The 15,338-nt window shown below is 69.7% G+C and carries 15 protein-coding genes; 6 read left to right on the forward strand and 9 right to left on the reverse strand.

Going from position 1 to position 15,338, the window contains the following annotated elements:
* Positions 1–165: 165 nt before the first annotated feature.
* The 3 genes from KGD87_RS34535 (at position 166) to KGD87_RS34545 (ending at position 2,969) form a co-directional block, all read left to right on the forward strand.
* On the forward strand, positions 166–1,680 hold the full coding sequence (locus KGD87_RS34535) for an FAD-dependent oxidoreductase (protein ID WP_284665166.1): 1,515 nt from the start codon (positions 166–168) through the stop codon (positions 1,678–1,680).
* 55 nt (positions 1,681–1,735) lie between these two features.
* Entirely contained in the window at positions 1,736–2,224 is a 489-nt protein-coding gene (locus tag KGD87_RS34540) for a hemerythrin domain-containing protein (protein WP_284665167.1), read from the forward strand.
* Positions 2,225–2,294: 70 nt separating this feature from the next.
* Positions 2,295–2,969 (forward strand): DNA-3-methyladenine glycosylase family protein, encoded by a 675-nt coding sequence (locus tag KGD87_RS34545; protein WP_284665168.1) that lies wholly within the window; start codon positions 2,295–2,297, stop codon positions 2,967–2,969.
* A 36-nt stretch (positions 2,970–3,005) separates the two neighbouring features.
* Here KGD87_RS34545 and KGD87_RS34550 read toward each other — a convergent pair whose 3' ends face one another.
* Positions 3,006–4,262 carry an MFS transporter gene (locus tag KGD87_RS34550; protein ID WP_284665169.1) on the reverse strand — a complete coding sequence of 419 codons (1,257 nt, stop codon included), beginning with the start codon at positions 4,260–4,262 and terminating at the stop codon, positions 3,006–3,008.
* 212 nt (positions 4,263–4,474) lie between these two features.
* On the opposite strand from KGD87_RS34550, the gene KGD87_RS34555 reads away from it, so the two are divergent.
* Together KGD87_RS34555 and KGD87_RS34560 are read left to right on the forward strand one after the other, a co-directional pair.
* A complete protein-coding gene (locus KGD87_RS34555) occupies positions 4,475–5,872 on the forward strand; it encodes an APC family permease (RefSeq protein WP_284665170.1) in 1,398 nt (465 codons plus the stop codon).
* Positions 5,869–6,474 (forward strand): SAM-dependent methyltransferase, encoded by a 606-nt coding sequence (locus tag KGD87_RS34560; protein ID WP_284665171.1) that lies wholly within the window; start codon positions 5,869–5,871, stop codon positions 6,472–6,474. Before KGD87_RS34555 ends, KGD87_RS34560 begins: the two co-directional genes overlap by 4 nt.
* Positions 6,475–6,536: 62 nt before the next feature.
* Here KGD87_RS34560 and KGD87_RS34565 read toward each other — a convergent pair whose 3' ends face one another.
* From KGD87_RS34565 to KGD87_RS34585, 5 genes are all read right to left on the reverse strand, one after another.
* Positions 6,537–7,826: a pyridoxal phosphate-dependent aminotransferase gene (locus KGD87_RS34565; RefSeq protein ID WP_284665172.1), complete on the reverse strand. Its 1,290-nt coding sequence runs from the start codon at positions 7,824–7,826 to the stop codon at positions 6,537–6,539.
* Between the two features lie 55 nt (positions 7,827–7,881).
* Entirely contained in the window at positions 7,882–8,688 is an 807-nt protein-coding gene (locus KGD87_RS34570; protein WP_284665173.1) for a hypothetical protein, read from the reverse strand.
* A gap of 178 nt (positions 8,689–8,866) precedes the next feature.
* Complete coding sequence (gene dps, locus KGD87_RS34575) at positions 8,867–9,343, reverse strand: DNA starvation/stationary phase protection protein Dps (RefSeq protein ID WP_284665174.1); 477 nt, start codon at positions 9,341–9,343, stop codon at positions 8,867–8,869.
* Between the two features lie 131 nt (positions 9,344–9,474).
* The gene (locus KGD87_RS34580) at positions 9,475–9,999 is read right to left on the reverse strand and encodes a carboxymuconolactone decarboxylase family protein (protein ID WP_284665175.1); all 525 of its coding nucleotides are present in this window, start codon (positions 9,997–9,999) and stop codon (positions 9,475–9,477) included.
* A gap of 6 nt (positions 10,000–10,005) precedes the next feature.
* On the reverse strand, positions 10,006–10,560 hold the full coding sequence (locus KGD87_RS34585; RefSeq protein WP_140788669.1) for a peroxiredoxin: 555 nt from the start codon (positions 10,558–10,560) through the stop codon (positions 10,006–10,008).
* Positions 10,561–11,000: 440 nt separating this feature from the next.
* On the opposite strand from KGD87_RS34585, the gene KGD87_RS34590 reads away from it, so the two are divergent.
* On the forward strand, positions 11,001–12,596 hold the full coding sequence (locus KGD87_RS34590; protein ID WP_284665176.1) for a sigma 54-interacting transcriptional regulator: 1,596 nt from the start codon (positions 11,001–11,003) through the stop codon (positions 12,594–12,596).
* 16 nt (positions 12,597–12,612) lie between these two features.
* On the opposite strand, the gene KGD87_RS34595 is transcribed toward KGD87_RS34590, so the two are convergent.
* The 3 genes from KGD87_RS34595 to KGD87_RS34605 form a co-directional block, all read right to left on the reverse strand.
* Positions 12,613–13,269, reverse strand: coding sequence for a hypothetical protein (locus tag KGD87_RS34595; RefSeq protein WP_284665177.1), 657 nt, complete (start codon positions 13,267–13,269; stop codon positions 12,613–12,615).
* A gap of 13 nt (positions 13,270–13,282) precedes the next feature.
* A complete protein-coding gene (locus KGD87_RS34600) occupies positions 13,283–13,795 on the reverse strand; it encodes an RNA polymerase sigma factor (RefSeq protein WP_284665178.1) in 513 nt (170 codons plus the stop codon).
* A 182-nt stretch (positions 13,796–13,977) separates the two neighbouring features.
* Positions 13,978–15,336 (reverse strand): hypothetical protein, encoded by a 1,359-nt coding sequence (locus KGD87_RS34605; RefSeq protein ID WP_284665179.1) that lies wholly within the window; start codon positions 15,334–15,336, stop codon positions 13,978–13,980.
* Positions 15,337–15,338: the final 2 nt, after the last annotated feature.

A 15,338-nucleotide genomic window follows, 5' to 3' on the forward strand; every position in this document is an offset into this window, starting at 1 on the left:
GAGCCACCCCAGGACAGGCTTGCCCGCACCGTGATTTGCGAACACGAGCGGGCTGACAATGTTCGCCCGTGTACATCTGCCGCGCTTCGAAGCTGGGTAGGCAGGCAGCCGCGTGGCCCGCTCCCATGGCTTATCGCTCCGGGGCCCCGTTCCTAGCCTTGGGCCATGGATGACGAGCAGCGGGCGCACAGGTCGCTTTGGACGGTGACGGCCCCCCCGCGCGACTTCCCGGCGCTGCCGGGTGACGTGACGGTGGACGTGGCCATCATTGGTGCGGGAATGGCGGGGCTGACCACGGCGTGGCTCCTGAAGCGCGCTGGCAAGCGCGTGGCGGTGTTGGACATGCACCGCATCCTGTCGGGGCAGACGGGCCAGACGACCGCGCACCTCACCGAGGTGCTCGACACGCCCTACACCACGTTGCGGCGCGACTTCGGTGAGAAGGGGGCCCAGCTCGCGGCGTCCTCCAGCCGCGCGGCCATCGAGCAGATCGCCGCGCTGGTCGACGAGCTCGGCATCGACTGTGACTTCCAGCGCGTGCCCATGTACCGCTACGCGGAGACGGAGCGCGAGCTGGCCGACCTGCACCACGAGGTCACCGCCGCGCGCGAGGCCGGCTTGCTGGCCACCTTCACCCAGGACGTGCCGCTGCCGTATCCCGTGAAGGGGGCCCTGCGGGTGGAGGACCAGGCGCTCTTCCATCCTCGCAAGTACCTGCTGGCACTGGCGGACCGGATTCCCGGCGACGGCAGCCACCTCTTCGAGAACACGCGGGTGACGGAGGTCCATGGCGGCGCGCCCTGTCGCGTCGTCACCGACCGGGGCACCGTCACCGCCGCGGCCGTGGTGGAGGCCACCACCACGCCGCTCAATCGCGTGGCCATGCACACCAAGCTCTACCCCTACCGCACCTACGCGGTGGCGGGGCCGCTCAACGGACCGCTGGAGCCGGGCCAGTACCAAGACAGCCAGGAGCCCTATCACTACATCCGCACGCAGCAGGTGAACGGGCGCGCCTACGTCATCGTGGGCGGCGAGGACCACAAGGTCGGCACCGACGAGGACACCCCCCGGCGCTACGCCGCGCTGGAGGCGTACACGCTGCGGCGCTTCCCGGTGACGGACATCACCCACCGCTGGTCTGGCCAGGTCATCGAGCCCGCGGATGGGCTGGCGTACATCGGCCGCAACACGGCCAGCCGCCACGTGTACGTGGCCACCGGCTTCTCCGGCACGGGCATGACGTTCGGCACGCTGGCGGGGATGATTCTCTCCGACGCCATCCTCGACAAGCAGAACCCCTTCGCCGCGCTCTACTCGGCGACGCGGGTGAAGCCGCACGCGGGCGCGAAGGACTTCATCCAGGAGAACGCGGAGGTCGCCTTCCACTTCGTCGCGGACCGCCTGTCACGGCCTGACGGGCACCGGCTGGCGGACGTGGCGCCCGGCGAGGGCAAGGTCCTGGAGGTGGCGGGACAGAAGGTCGCGGTGTACCGCGCGGAGGACGGCACCCCGCACGCGGTGTCCCCGGTGTGTACGCACCTGGGCTGCCACGTGCACTGGAACGGCGCGGAGCGCTCCTGGGACTGTCCCTGTCACGGGGGGCGTTTCAGTCCCACCGGCAAGGTGCTCAACGGCCCCGCCGTGAAGGACCTGCCGACGAAGAAGCTGCCGACCTGAGCCACACGTCTTCACACCTCAACACGACACATCATCCACACGGGAGAGGGCGAACATGGACGCTATCGAGATGTTGACGCAGCAGCACGACGAGGTGAAGAAGCTGTTCAAGAAGTACGAGAAGCTCTCGGAGGGGGCGGAGGTGAAGCGCCAGGAGCTCTTCGAGATGATCTCCGACCGCTTGAGCGCGCACGCCTCCATCGAGGAGCAGTACTTCTATCCCGCGGCCAAGGCCCAGGACACGGAGGACCTGCTGCGCGAGGCCGCCGAGGAGCACCTGTCCGCCAAGCGCCTCATCGCCGACCTGCTGGACCTGGAGCCGTCGGACGAGGAGTTCGACGCGAAGATGCAGGTGCTCCAGGAGCAGATTGAGCACCACGTCGAAGAGGAGGAGGGCGAGCTCTTCAAGAAGGTCCGCAAGCTCCTGTCCAAGGAGCAGCTCGTGGACCTGGGCGTCCAGATGCAACAGGAGTTCGAGGAGTTGATGGAAGGCGAGCCTCGCACCCAGGTCCCGTCCGAGACGGAGCACGCCGCGCCGATTTGAGCCGCGGCGTCTTGCCGCGAGAATCGGGTTGCGTGAAGGGGGCTGGGCGGCGGCATCATGGTCGCCGCCCATGCCACGTCCTCCTCCCGACGTCATTCGATACCCCAGCTACTACACGCCCTCGGTTCGCCGTGCCCTGTCGCGCGCGGACCCGACGCTGGGCGCGTTGATGAAGCAGGTCGGCCCCTTCCGCCTCCAGGTGCGTCCGCTGCACAGCCCGTTCGGGGCCCTGGCGGAGTCCATCGTCTACCAGCAGCTCCACGGCAAGGCGGCCGCGACCATCTTCGGCCGCGTGTGTGAGCGCGTGGGCTCGGGACGGAAGTTCACGCCCCAGGCGCTGCTGGCGGTTCCGGACACGTCGCTGCGCGAAGCGGGCCTGTCCGCCAACAAGCTGGCCGCGCTCCAGGACCTGGCGCGCAAGACGCTGGACGGCACCGTGCCGCCGCTGGCCAAGGTGCGGCGCATGGACGACGCCGAGCTCATCGAGCACTTCACCCAGGTGCGCGGCATTGGCCAGTGGACGGTGGAGATGCTGCTCATGTTCCAGCTCGAGCGGCCGGACGTGCTGCCCGTGGACGACTACGGCGTGCGCAAGGGCTTCATGAAGGCCTATGGCCTGCCGGAGATGCCCAAGCCCAAGGCGCTGTTCGCCTTTGGCGAGCGCTGGAGGCCCTGGCGCTCGGTGGCCAGCTGGTACATGTGGCGCTCGGCGGAGCTCCCCGACACGCCTCCCGTGGAGGGCTGACGGCGCTCCAGGCTTCGTCCGCCGCGTGGCCTCGACTCAAGCGGTGTTGAGCGCGGTGCTCGGAGCGGGCTGCTGACGCCGCATGGGCACCAGCAGCACCAGGAAGGCCGCGGACAGGACGATACCCAACAGGAAGACGGGCGCGTAGCCCAGGCCGAGCCCGTGCCTCGCGTCCGCGAGCCAGCCCGCGAGTGGGCCCGCGGGCGCCTTGCCCCAGACCTCCAGACTGGCGAGCAGCGTGTAGTGCGTGGCGCCGATGCGGCGGTCCACGCGGGACATCATGAAGGCGAACATCACCGTGGTGAGGGCGCCGCCGAAGAACTCCTCGGCCAGGGTGACGCCGATGACGCCCGCGTCGGTGACGACGCCCGAGGCAAGCAGCCACCGTCCCACCAGGGGCACCACCCGCAGGGACGCGGTGAGCCCCACGGCGCCCAGCAGCGGCATGCGCGAGGCCAGCAGGCCTCCGGCCAGTGAGCCGGCGATGGACGCGCCCGTGCCCCACGTGCCCACCCACAGGCCAATCCGCGCGGGGGGGAAGCCCGCGTCGACGAGGAACGGCTTGAAGAGCACGTCGGACATGCTCTCGCCCAGCTTGTACGTGGCGATGAAGAGCAGCAGCCAGCCCGCGCCCGGTAGCAGGAGCGCCTGCTTGAGCCGCTGGAACAGCTCGCGAAAGTCCGGCTCCCGCCGGGCGCCGGGCGTGGCGTGGGGCTCGGGTGGGGCCTCCCGGGCGAAGAGCATCACCGTGAAGACGGCCAGACACAGCAGCGCCATGGCGACGAAGAGGCCGGACCAGCCGATGCGCGCGCTGGCCCACACCAGCAGCCCGCCGCCCGTCAGCATCCCCAGCTTGTAGCCCACCACCTGCGCGGTGTTGCCCAGGCCCAGCTCACTGGGGCGCAGGGTGTCCACGGCGAAGCCATCCACCGCGATGTCCTGCGTGGCGGCGAACAGGTTCATCAGGAAGATGAGCGCCAGCAGGACGGGCAGCGCGTCCCGCGAAGCCGCGACGGCCGCCGCGGCGCAGCTGGCCGCGAGCCCCGCCTGCATGGGCAGAATCCACGACTTGCGCCGGCCGATGCGCGCCGAGCCATACCGGTCCACCAGGGGCGCCCAGAGCGCCTTGAGGGCCCAGGGCAGCCACAGCGCGCCGAGCAGTCCAATGGTGGTCAGCGATACGCCCTGCGAGCGCAGGTACACCGGCAGGGCGGTGGCCTGGAAGCCGAAGGGCAGGCCCTGCACGAAGTAGAGCAGACACAGCAGGGCCAGCCGGGACGACGGGAGTCTCATTGACGCCCAGCATAGAGCCACCGCGTCGGGGACGAGGAGGTGCCCGCTCGCCCGTCTGGATGTGGAGCCCTGTCCACGTCAGTGCGGAGGAGCCCTCCGTCTCATGGACGGAGAGGGGGCGCTCTCTAGGCTCATCCTCCCCACGGCCGGGCCCCGGCCTCAAGTTGCGCCGGACGGCGGAGGGGCTGCCGAGGCGCGTGGAGCACATCACCATGCAAGAGCCGCAAGCAGGATTGGAAGTCGTGGAGCGTGGTGAGGCCACGCCGTCGCCGTCGCTGCGCGTGCCGGATGTGATGGCCTTGACGGTGGGCATCGTCCTGGGGGCAGGCATCTTCAAGGCGCCCTCGCTGGTGGCCGCGCAGTCCGCCAGCGGCGGGGCCATGCTGCTCGCGTGGTTGCTGGGCGGCGTCGCGTCGCTGGTGGGCGCGCTGTGTTACGCGGAGCTGGCCAGCGCCTGGCCGCACCCGGGCGGGGAGTACCACTACCTGTTCCGCGCGCTGGGCAAGGGGCCCGCCTTCCTCTTCGCGTGGGCGCGGCTGACTGTCATCCCCACCGGCTCCATCGCGTTGCTGGCCTTCGTCTTCGGGGACTACGCCACGCAGCTCTTCCCCCTGGGGCCGTATTCGTCGCCTGTCTACGCGGCCGCGCTGGTGGTGGGGCTGACGGCGGTGAACATCGCCGGGCTCCGGCAGGGGACCCGCACGCAGAACCTGCTCACGGCCCTGGAGGTCCTGGGCGTGGGCGCCGTCATCATCGTGGGGCTGCTGTTCACCCCCGCCCTGGGCGCCGCGGAGGCCGCGCCCGCGCCGGCCGCGTCGTCGGGCACGGCCTGGGGCCTGGCCATGGTGTTCGTGCTGCTGACGTATGGCGGCTGGAACGAGGTGGCCTACCTGTCCTCGGAGGTGCGGGGCCCGCGGCGCACCATCGCCTGGTCGTTGCTGGCGAGCATCGGGCTGGTGACGGCGCTGTACCTGCTGGTCAACGTGGCGTACCTGCGCGGCCTGGGGCTGGAGGGCATGGCGCGTTCGGAGGCGGTGGCAGCGGACCTGATGCAGCGCGCGGTGGGCAGCGGGGGCGCGCTGGTGCTGAGTGTCCTCATCGCCATCTCCGCGCTGACGTCCGCCAACGCCACGGTGCTCACCGGCGCGCGGACCCACTATGCCTTCGGGCGGGACAGCGTGCTGTTCAACGGCCTGGGGCAGTGGCACGCGAAGTCCAATGGCCCGTCCCGTGCGCTGCTGGTGCAGGGGGCCATCTCCCTGGTGCTGGTGGGGCTGGGGACGCTGACACGCCGGGGCTTCGAGACGATGGTGGAGTACACCGCGCCTGTCTTCTGGTTCTTCTTTTTGCTGACGGGCGTGTCGCTGCTGGTGCTGCGCGTGCGTGAGCCGGGCGCGCCACGGCCGTTCCGCGTGCCGCTGTATCCGCTCACGCCGCTGCTCTTCATCGGTATCTGCGCCTATGTCCTCTATTCCAGTCTGGCCTTCACCGGCATGGGCGCGCTCGCGGGCCTCGCCGTGCTGGGAACGGGCGGTGTGCTCCTCGCCGTGGAGACGGCGCGCACCCGAGGGGGCTCTTCCAAGCTGCAGCGAACGAAGGAGGCGACATGAAGCGAATGATGGGGGTTCTCACCTTCACGGTGGGCATGGCCGCGAACGCCGCGGGTGTTTCAACGACGCAGCAGACGGTGACGGTGCAGGTCGGTGGCTCGGCGGGCAGCGCGGTGCAGGCACCCGAGGTCCCCTTCGTCCCCACGCCGGAAGGGACCGTGGACGGGATGCTGTCCCTGGCCAGCGTGAAGCCCGGGGACACCGTCTATGATTTGGGCAGCGGAGACGGCCGCATCGTCATCTCCGCGGTGCGGAAGCACGGGGCGAAGCACGCCGTGGGCGTGGACATCAACCCGGAGCGCATCGCCGAGGCCAACCAGAACGCGAGCAAGGCGGGCGTGAAGAACAAGGTGGAGTTCCGCCAGGGAGACCTCTTCGACGCGGACATCGGTGACGCGTCGGTGGTGACGCTCTACCTGCTGCCCTCCGTCAACGAGCGGCTCAAGTCCAAGCTGCTCTCGGAGCTGAAGCCAGGCACGCGCATCGTGTCGCACAGCTTCGACATGGGGGACTGGTCGCCAGCCAAGACGGTGGAGAGCGAGGGGCGGACGCTCTACCTGTGGGTCGTCCCCGAGCGCGGAACGCGCGGCGCGCCCCGCTGAGCACGGCGTGAGGCGTCCTGGCCCGGCACCCTCGCGTGGAGGGGCCGGGCCGCTTCACGTCGTCAGGGCGCCGGCGGCGGCTGGCCCGGCGCGCGCGAGTAGTGGAGCACCATGGCCTCCAGCCGCGACAGGGCCTTCTCCAGCGTCTCCATGGAGGGGCCGAAGGACAGGCGCACGTAGCCGCGGAAGCGCGAGGGCCGCGCGCGGCGCTTGCCGGGGTTCACGTCGAAGAACTCGCCCGGCACGGCGATGATTTTCTGGTCCAGCGCGGCGCGGAAGAAGCCCATGCCGTCGTTGAGGGGCGGCGGCAGTCCGGACACGTTGCCCCAGACATAGAAGGTGCCGTCCGGCGCGCGGTCCGTGCGGATGCCGATGCGCTCCAGCCGGGAGTGGAAGCGGTCCCGCTTCTCCCGGAAGGCGTTGTGGATGGCCATCGTCTCCGCCACCACGGGCTCCTCCTGGAGGAGCTGAATCGCCGCGCGCTGGAGCGGCCGGCTGCCACCACCATCCAGGAAGCTGCCGGCGCTGGAGACGGCCTCGATGACCTGACGCGGCCCCACCGTCCACGTCATGCGCCAGCCCGGGTAGCGCCAGTTCTTCGTGAAGCCGTCGAACAGGACCACCGGGTCCTTGTTCACGTCCTCCACGTAGCGGGCGGCGCTCTCCACCGGCAGGTGCCCGGGGCGGCCCGTCCAGATGTAGTGCGAATAGAACTCGTCGACGAGCAGCGCGCACTCGTGCTCGCGGGCCACGCTCACCCAGCGCGCCATCTCCTCTCCGTGCACCAGCTTGCCGGTGGGGTTGCAGGGGTTGGAGAAGAGCAGCGCCGACAGGCCGCGGCCCTGCACCTCGCGCCGCAGGTCCTCCGCGGTGAAGGCGTAGCCGCGCTCACCCTCCAGGAGGATGGGGATGGCGGTGAACGCCTTGAAGACGTCCAGCAGCTCCTCGTAGGCCGTGTAGTCCGGCAGGAAGTGGCCCAGGTTGATGGCGCCCAGGCTGGCCGCGGCGCGGGTGAGGGCCGCGCGTCCGCCGCCGGACAGGCACACGTTCTCCGCGCTGTACTGGCTGGGCAGGCCCCGGCGGTAGAGCCGGTTGTAGAGGCTGGCGATGGACTCGCGCACCTCCCAGAGGCCGGCGACGGGGGCGTACTCCATGTCGGCCACGTCGATGGTGACCTGGTTCAGCCGGGGCGGCGCGCCGGGGAGGTCCCCCGTCTCCGGCTGGCCCTGGCCCAGGTTGCACCACTCCGGGTCGCTGGAGCGGTAGCCGCGGCGGGTGGCCTCGGCGGTGACGAAGATGACGCCGGTGCGGGGCACGGCGCGGAATGCCGGAAGGGAAACGTCGTCGCTCACGGCGTCACACCCTAGCGGAAGTCCGCGCCGTGCGCGCTGCCTCGCGCGCTCCCGCTCAGCGGACGATGGGCACCGTCACCGGCTCCAGGTCGTCGACCGTCATCTCGGCCTTGCCCAGGCGCCACAGGACGGGCTGGAAGCGGGCTTCCACGCGCCGCCCGTCCGCTGTCTCCAGCACCGCGGTGCCTTCCTTCGGCAGGTATTCGCCCACCTCGTAGTGCAGCCCCGTCAGCGTGAGGCGGTCGGTGCCATGAGGGCCCGTCAGCTCGCCTGGGCCTTCCAGCACCAGCGACGTGCCGCCCAGCACGGGCAGGCCGGCGCGCATGCCCACGCGCCCATCGACGCGGAACGTGTGGCCCTGGCGTCCAGGGACGCCGCCCTGCACGTCCGCCCACAGGCGCGTCTCGTCGCCGCAGGTGCCGTAGCCCACCTCCGCCTGGAGCGGGTGTCCGTCCACCGTCAGGCCGCGCAGGTCCGCCTCCACCTCCATGAGGTCCTCTCCGCCGCGGTAGAGGAACGCGGCCTGTCCGGCGAAGCGCAGGCCGTGTACGTCACAGCCGCCTTCATCGAAGGTGAGCACCACGCGGTCCGTCACGCTGTCATGGGGCTCCACCACGGCGCGGGCGCAGGACCACCGCGTGCGCACGTCCTGCGCGGCGGTGCCGAGGAAGGCGCGCCGGGGCTCACCGCAGGTGTACACCGGCAGCACGCCCAGGGCTTCCAGCGCGCCGCGCACCTGATGCGAGGCCGCCACCACGCGCTCCACGCGCTGACGGGCGGCGTCCACTTCCTCCTGCGTGGGGGCTCCACCGCCACAGGCGGTGACGAAGACGGTGAGGGCAAGACAGGTGATGCGTCGCATGGGCGCTTCTCCAGGGGGTTGCACGACACCGCAGCCTCGCGGCGAGTCCTGCCCCCGTGGAGAGCAACCGTCATGCCCGGCGCAACCTCGCGAGAACACGAGGCGCGGCCGGCAAGGGGCCCGAGGCGTGCGTGCAGTGGGGTGCACAGCCCCGGCGGGCCCGTCCGGGTGAGGCGGTTCAGCCTTCGAGCGAAGCGCGCAGGAACCACGCGTGCTTCTCGAACTCGGTGATGATGTCCGTGGTGAGGCCCTCGGAGTCGGAGTCGCCGTTCTCGATGAAGAGGGCGCGGCTCTTTCGCAGGCCGTCCAGGTAGACTTCGATGCGCTCGGCCAGCAGCTTCACGTGCTCCATGTCGCGCGTGGTGTCCTGCGGATACTCCGGCAGGCGGCTCGCCTTGCCCACGTGGCGGCTGGTGCCGTAGGCCCTGCCACCCAGCGTCACCGCGCGCTCGGCGATGGAGTCGTTGTGCGTGGCCAGGCTCACCGCGAACGTCTCGAACAGCGGGTGGAGCGAGGCGAACTGCGGGCCCTTGATGTTCCAGTGCGCGACCTTGATTTGCGAGTGCAGGTCGAGCCCGTCCGCGAGCCGCTCGTTGAGTGAATCAGCGATGGCGGCGCGGGCCTTCTCGGGCAGGGGGCTGGGGCTGCGGTACATGGTGTCTTCCTTTCGGCTGAGTGCTGGTCGGTGTCGGCGGGTTGGATGCGCGGCGGACAAAAAGGGAGCGCCCCCCGGTGTCTCCACCGGAGGGCGCTCGAGACTTCGGCGATGCCTCGCGACAGCGGGGCTTAAGACTCCAGCCCCACCGCCGCCGCGTTGATGACCGACGCGATGCGAACCGCGTCGTGCACCTGGTCCTCGGAGAGGCCGCCCTCGAGGACGACCTTCTCGTGGGACTGCATGCACATCTCGCAGCCGTTGATGGCGCTGACGGCGAGGCAGACCAGCTCGAAGTCCACCTTGTTCGTCAGCACCTGCGCGAGCCGGTTCATTCGCAGTCCGGCGCGCTTGGTCGAGTAGGACTCCTTCCCGATCATGTGCCGGAAGCGGTAGTACACATTGTTCATCGCCATCAGCGACGCGGCCGCACGCGCGTCCTCAATGACAGGCTCGGGGTTCGCGAGGGCCTTCTTCGCCTCATTGAGCATGGCCTCCTTCAGCCGCTCGTTCCGAGCGGTGAAGGCGCATGCCACGGCCACACCCCAACGCTGCTCCGCGGTGAGGCTGCCACCTTCCAGGACGGCCTGGAGGTTGAGGCGGGTGTCCTTGTGGGAGTCCGCCAGCTCAGAGCGGACGACTTCGAGCGAGGCCATGGTGGATTACCCCGCCTTCGACAGCTTCTGGGTCAGGGTCTCCTCACCCTTGGTCCAGTTGCAGGGGCACAGCTCGTCCGTCTGGAGCGCGTCCAGCGTGCGAACCGTCTCGGAGACGTTGCGGCCCACGGACAGGTCGTTGACCGTCACGTGGCGGATGATGCCCTCGGGGTCCGCGATGAACGTCGCGCGGAGGGCCACGCCCTCCTCCTTGTGGAGGATGCCCAGCGCGTTGCACAGCTCGTGCTTCAGGTCCGCCAGCATCGGGAAGGGCAGGTTCTTCAGGTCCGGGTGGTGCGTGCGCCACGCGTGGTGCACGAACTCGCTGTCGGTGCTCAGGCCGAGCACCTGCGCGTCACGGTCAGCGAAGTCCTTGTTCTTCTTGCCGAACTCCGCGATCTCCGTGGGGCAGATGAAGGTGAAGTCCTTCGGCCACGCGAACAGGACCAGCCACTTGCCCTTGTAGGTCTCGTTCGTGATGTCCTGGAACTCCTTGCCCTTCTCCAGGGACACGGTGGCCTTCACCTTGAAGTTCGGGATCTTGTCGCCAACGGTCAGCATTACGGCTCCTTGGGATGGGGGCCCGGCGGTGCGCCGACCCCGGTGAATGTGTTCTGTCCTACCGCATAGCAGTCACCGTGCCAGAACTTCGAATCAATGATTCCAAGGGGTTGGATTTCACCCCTGCTGGGTCGGTGCCGCTGGGTCGGTGTCTAACGAAATCTCGGTGCGGCTCGCCACTGCAATTTCGGTTTGTGGCCCTCACGAGCGCGGGGCGGAAAATACGAGAAGCCTCACGTGGTTGCATCCTCCGCGGACAGGCGACGGCTCGAATGTGTGGCCGCGAACGCGTGCTCCGTTCACCTACAACGGGTGACAGGGCTCCGGAGCGCCCGGGCTGCGTCGATTCTCTCCGCTTGGCGGGTTGCCTGGAGGGCGGACCCCGAAATCTCGGTGTTCGCGGCACTGCAATTTCGGTGGAACCCTATTATCTCGGAGGCATGCAGGACGACATTTCAGGCGCCATCGACGGCATGAAGGACGCTCGGGACCTCATCGAGCTGGCAACGGCGGAGGACTCCGTCGGTGACTTGCTGCGCCGTGGGCTCGACTGGCTGACGCGGGTGGTGCGCTTCGACCTGGCCACGGTGTTCCTCCTCAAGGAGGGCCGGCTGGTGTCGGTGGCCGCGCGGGGGCCGTTGGCCAACGCGAAGGTGCGGCAGCACTCGCTGCAGCTGTCGGAGTTCCCCTCGCTGCGGCAGGCGCTGGAGACGCGGCGGGCGAAGGCCTTCACGGAAGAGGACCATGCCCACGGGGATGGGGACCCTTTCGACGGCGTGCTGGATTTGCCGCCGGGGCATTCGTGCATGGTGGTGCCGCTGTGCGCGGGCGAGCGCTGCTACGGCGTGCTCTCCCTGGACCGCGCCGAGTGTGAGACGTACCCCCAGCCCGTGGTGGACCTGGTGGAGGTGTACGGGCAGATGCTGGCCACGGCGATTCAAGCGGCCGAGCAGCGCGCCACCTTCGAGCGGCTCCACCGTCAGGACCACGAGCACGCGAAGCTGCTGGAGGCGCAGCTCGGCGGAGACTCGGAGGGCATCCTCGAGACGTCGCGGAGCCCGATGATGCGAGACCTGGCGCGGCGGGCGCGGCAGGTGGCGGAGACGGACACGCCGGTGCTGATTACCGGTGAGACAGGCACGGGCAAGGAGCGGCTGGCGCGCGCCATCCACCGCTGGAGCGCCCGCGCGGACCAGCCCTTCGTCACGCTCAACTGCGCGGCCATTCCGGCGGGCCTGCTGGAGAGCGAGCTCTTCGGCCACGTGAAGGGCGCCTTCACCGGCGCCACGAAAGACCGGGCTGGACGCTTCCAGATGGCGCATGGCGGCACGCTGCTGCTGGATGAGGTGGGCGAGCTGCCCTTCGACCTCCAGGCCAAGCTGCTACGGGCGCTGCAGGAGAAGACGTTCGAGCCGGTGGGCAGCGACAAGACGGTGCGCGCGGACGTGCGCATCCTGGCGGCCACGCACGTGGACCTTCAGCAAGCCATTGCCCAGAAACGCTTCCGCGAGGACCTCTACTACCGTTTGAGCGTGTTCCCCCTGCGCCTGCCGCCGCTGCGCGAGCGCCGCGAGGACCTGCCTCAGCTGTGCGCCTTCCTCCTGGAGGAGCAGGCGCTCCGGACGGGACGGCGGGGCATGCGGGTGACGCCGGAGGGCGTGGCGCGGCTGGAGGCCTACGAGTGGCCGGGCAACCTGCGCGAGCTGGCCAACGCGCTGGAGCGGGCCACCATCCTCACGCGCGGGACGGAGCTGGGGCCGGAGGCCTTCGACGTGCCCACGCGCGGCGCGGCCGGGGTGGCGGCCCCGCCGGAGGAGCCGGCGCCCGCGACAGGAGGGCCGAAGCTGCCTCCGGTGTTGACGCTGGCGGCCGTGCAGCGCGAGCACATCATGCGGGTGCTCACGCTCACCCGGGGCCGCGTCTACGGCGCCAACGGGGCCGCGGCGCTGCTGGGGCTCAAGCCGTCCACGCTCCAGAGCCGGATGAAGAAGCTGGGCATCGCCCGGCTGGAGCAGTTCGTCGTCGACGAGGCGTGAGCCGGGCCGCGGCGGCTCACTCCCGTTCGAAGGCGGCGACCTCGTCGAGGATGCGCTGGCTGCGGCGGATGCTGTGGCCCGCGGCGCTGTCATCCAGCTTCTTGCCGAGCGCGGCCCGCTTCGGGTGGCGCGTCCAGCGATGGAACCCCCACGTCGCCAGCAGACCCAGGAGACCGGACGCGAGCCCGCTCCAGACCATCACGGGGGCGCGCGCGTACAGGTCCACCCCCACCAGCGCCGCGAGCACCATCGCGGCGGGGACCCACAGCATCCACCAGGGCAGGCCGGCCGCCATGCCGCCGCGGATGTAGAGCCGCCGCAACGCCAGGATGTCCTTCTGGATGGTCAGCACCGGGCTCGAGTAGTCGATGCGGCGGAGCCGCCAGAGGGTGATGCCTCCCAGCAGGATGATGGCAATGCCGTAGGCGTGCAGGGTGATGCCAGCGGCCAGGACGTGTGGCACGCCCGCATGCTGCGACCAGCAGGCCACGCCGAGCACGATGCAGGCGATGCCGAACAGAATCTGGAGGCTCTGTCCCACGGCCAGCGGGAGCAGGCTCTTGCGCGCGCCCGCGAGCTTCTGGTCGCGGAGCAGTTGTCGTCCGATGGCCTCGTTGCGCTCCAGTTGCCGTCCCAGGGTCTGCCAGGCCTGCTTCAACTCATCGAGTTCCATGATTGACTCCATGTCAGTCACTTTCCGAAGGCGCGACCTGGTCGCGGATGCGTTGCTTGAGACGGTTGATTTTGGTGGTGACGTTGCTTTCGCTGATGCCGAGGACATCAGCGATTTCGCGCGTGCTGCGCTCCTCGAGGTAGAGCAGGAGCAGGGCGCGATCGAGTGGCGCTTGCGCCGCGATGAGCCGGAGGAGGAACTGTTGCCGTGCCGCTGCCTCCGGATCGACTGCATTGCCGTCCGCGATGTCGTGCACGGAGTCGTCCAGTGGCACGGCGTGGCGTTGATGGTGGGTGAGGCTGCGCACGTGGGTGATCGCCACGTTCAGCGCGATGCGGTACATCCAGGTCGAGAACGGCCGCGCTGGGTTGTAGGAAGGGAACGCACGCCACACCTGGGCGGCGATTTCCTGCGCCAGGTCCGCGCGGTCCTCAGCGCTCCAGGCGTAGCTGTTCGCCACCTTCAGCACGATGCCTCGGTGGCCCTGGAGCAGGGCCTCGAAGCGAGTGTGTTCGTCAGTGGCCATGGTGGTGGGGGAATCCCATCGAATGAGTCCGTTGCCAGCACGATTGCGCGTGTCGACGGAGTTATTCGCGCTGCGAAGGGATTCATCACAGCCGGGCGCTCAGAAATCGCCCGCGGCGCCAGGGAGACCTGGCGCTCACACCACCTGCGTGTGACTGAAAGGAGGCCGGCGGCCTCCGCCTGCTAGCTGACGCGCGGCGCCGAGGGCGCCACCGGGTAGGTGCCCCGCTGGCCGAACGGCGGGTCGAACAGCGCCGGGTCCGACTGCCGCGAGCGGAAGAGGTCGACGATGTAGTTCATCCGCTGGTCCAGCTTGCTCCAGTCCTTCGCCCCGGAGCCCTTGAGGCTGTCGGGGCTCTTGTCGAGCTGGCCCAGCAGCGCGCGCAGCTCGGGGTTCTCAATGGAGCGCAGGTGCGGTGGGAAGAGCGTGGACTCCATGCCCGGAGGCGGCGGCAAGTCGTTGCCCAGCTTCAGCGCGCCGCCCGGCACGGCCAGCTTCATCATGTGCTCGGTGGCGACGCGGCGGAACACGTTCGCCACGCCATCCACCACGGGGCTGAGCGCCGCGTCCACCAGGCCCGTCTTCAAGGCCGCCTTGCCCGCGAGGTTGGCGGGGAAGGGGAGCGCGTTGATTTGGGACTCGACGGTCTGCTTGAGGATGTCGCGGAAGGTGTCCTGCACCGGCGAGTTGAGCGCCTTGTCGACGTAGGGCTGCAGCTGCGTCTGCTCGTGCAGGCCCACCTGGTTGTTGGCCAGGAGCATCAGCTCGGCCTTCTTGTTCGGGTCCTTCTCGAACATGGCCTGGGCGTAGTGGCCGAAGGCCTCCTTCAGCAGCGGCTTGTCCGCGGGGAAGCCGCTCAGGTACTGCTCCACCTTGGCGGCGTCATGCTGGGTGTCGCCCTGGAAGGTCTCCACGAAGCGGGCGAACTCCTGGCCCACCTCCTCGAACACCAGCTTGTTGCCGTCGGCGATGGCCTTGCTGAGGTTCTGGAGCGCCTGATTGCCCGCCGCGGCGATGTCACCCAGCGGCAACGAGGGGAGGCCCAGCTTGCGCAGCACGTCGTCCACCTTGGACAGCGGCCCCATGACGTCGTCGGCGCCCTTGAGCGCGTCGGTGAAGAACTTGGGCATGTCCTCGCCACGGATGCTCACGCCGGCCTGCTTCGAGGCCCAGGTCCCGAAGGTGGACCAGTTGGCGTTCTCCGTGCCCAGCAGCTGACCCACGGCGTTGGACAGGTCCGAATAGCCCTGGGTAATCGCGTGGTTGCGCGCCACCGGGTCCTGCATGGCGGCGATGTTCCGCACGTCCGCGGCGGTGGGGTAGCTGCCCGGCGCGACGCTCGGGCCGCGCGCCAGGGCCGCGGGGGCATTCAGCGCCACCGGCTGCTGCCGGGCGGGGGCGGACTCGAACTGGGACACCCCGGACATGCCGGGCCGGGTCACCTGGGTCTGGGGCTTGACCTCGTTGCGAGCGGGGCGGGGCGGCTCGCGGAGCTCGGTGGGACGGGCGGGGGCACGGGTACCGATTCTGGGGGGTGTCATCT

The sequence above is a fragment of the Myxococcus sp. SDU36 genome (assembly GCF_030168875.1).
Lineage (GTDB): Bacteria > Myxococcota > Myxococcia > Myxococcales > Myxococcaceae > Myxococcus > Myxococcus vastator.

Bases quoted from the DNA above. Each gene is read 5' to 3' on its own strand.
- KGD87_RS34535 (WP_284665166.1), top strand. From the start codon at position 166: ATGGATGACGAGCAGCGGGCGCACAGGTCGCTTTGGACGGTGACGGCC.
- KGD87_RS34540 (WP_284665167.1), top strand. From the start codon at position 1,736: ATGGACGCTATCGAGATGTTGACGCAGCAGCACGACGAGGTGAAGAAG.
- KGD87_RS34545 (WP_284665168.1), top strand. From the start codon at position 2,295: ATGCCACGTCCTCCTCCCGACGTCATTCGATACCCCAGCTACTACACG.
- KGD87_RS34550 (WP_284665169.1), bottom strand. From the start codon at position 4,262: ATGAGACTCCCGTCGTCCCGGCTGGCCCTGCTGTGTCTGCTCTACTTC.
- KGD87_RS34555 (WP_284665170.1), top strand. From the start codon at position 4,475: ATGCAAGAGCCGCAAGCAGGATTGGAAGTCGTGGAGCGTGGTGAGGCC.
- KGD87_RS34560 (WP_284665171.1), top strand. From the start codon at position 5,869: ATGAAGCGAATGATGGGGGTTCTCACCTTCACGGTGGGCATGGCCGCG.
- KGD87_RS34570 (WP_284665173.1), bottom strand. From the start codon at position 8,688: ATGCGACGCATCACCTGTCTTGCCCTCACCGTCTTCGTCACCGCCTGT.
- dps (WP_284665174.1), bottom strand. From the start codon at position 9,343: ATGTACCGCAGCCCCAGCCCCCTGCCCGAGAAGGCCCGCGCCGCCATC.
- KGD87_RS34580 (WP_284665175.1), bottom strand. From the start codon at position 9,999: ATGGCCTCGCTCGAAGTCGTCCGCTCTGAGCTGGCGGACTCCCACAAG.
- KGD87_RS34585 (WP_140788669.1), bottom strand. From the start codon at position 10,560: ATGCTGACCGTTGGCGACAAGATCCCGAACTTCAAGGTGAAGGCCACC.
- KGD87_RS34590 (WP_284665176.1), top strand. From the start codon at position 11,001: ATGCAGGACGACATTTCAGGCGCCATCGACGGCATGAAGGACGCTCGG.
- KGD87_RS34595 (WP_284665177.1), bottom strand. From the start codon at position 13,269: ATGGAACTCGATGAGTTGAAGCAGGCCTGGCAGACCCTGGGACGGCAA.
- KGD87_RS34600 (WP_284665178.1), bottom strand. From the start codon at position 13,795: ATGGCCACTGACGAACACACTCGCTTCGAGGCCCTGCTCCAGGGCCAC.
- KGD87_RS34605 (WP_284665179.1), bottom strand. From the start codon at position 15,336: ATGACACCCCCCAGAATCGGTACCCGTGCCCCCGCCCGTCCCACCGAG.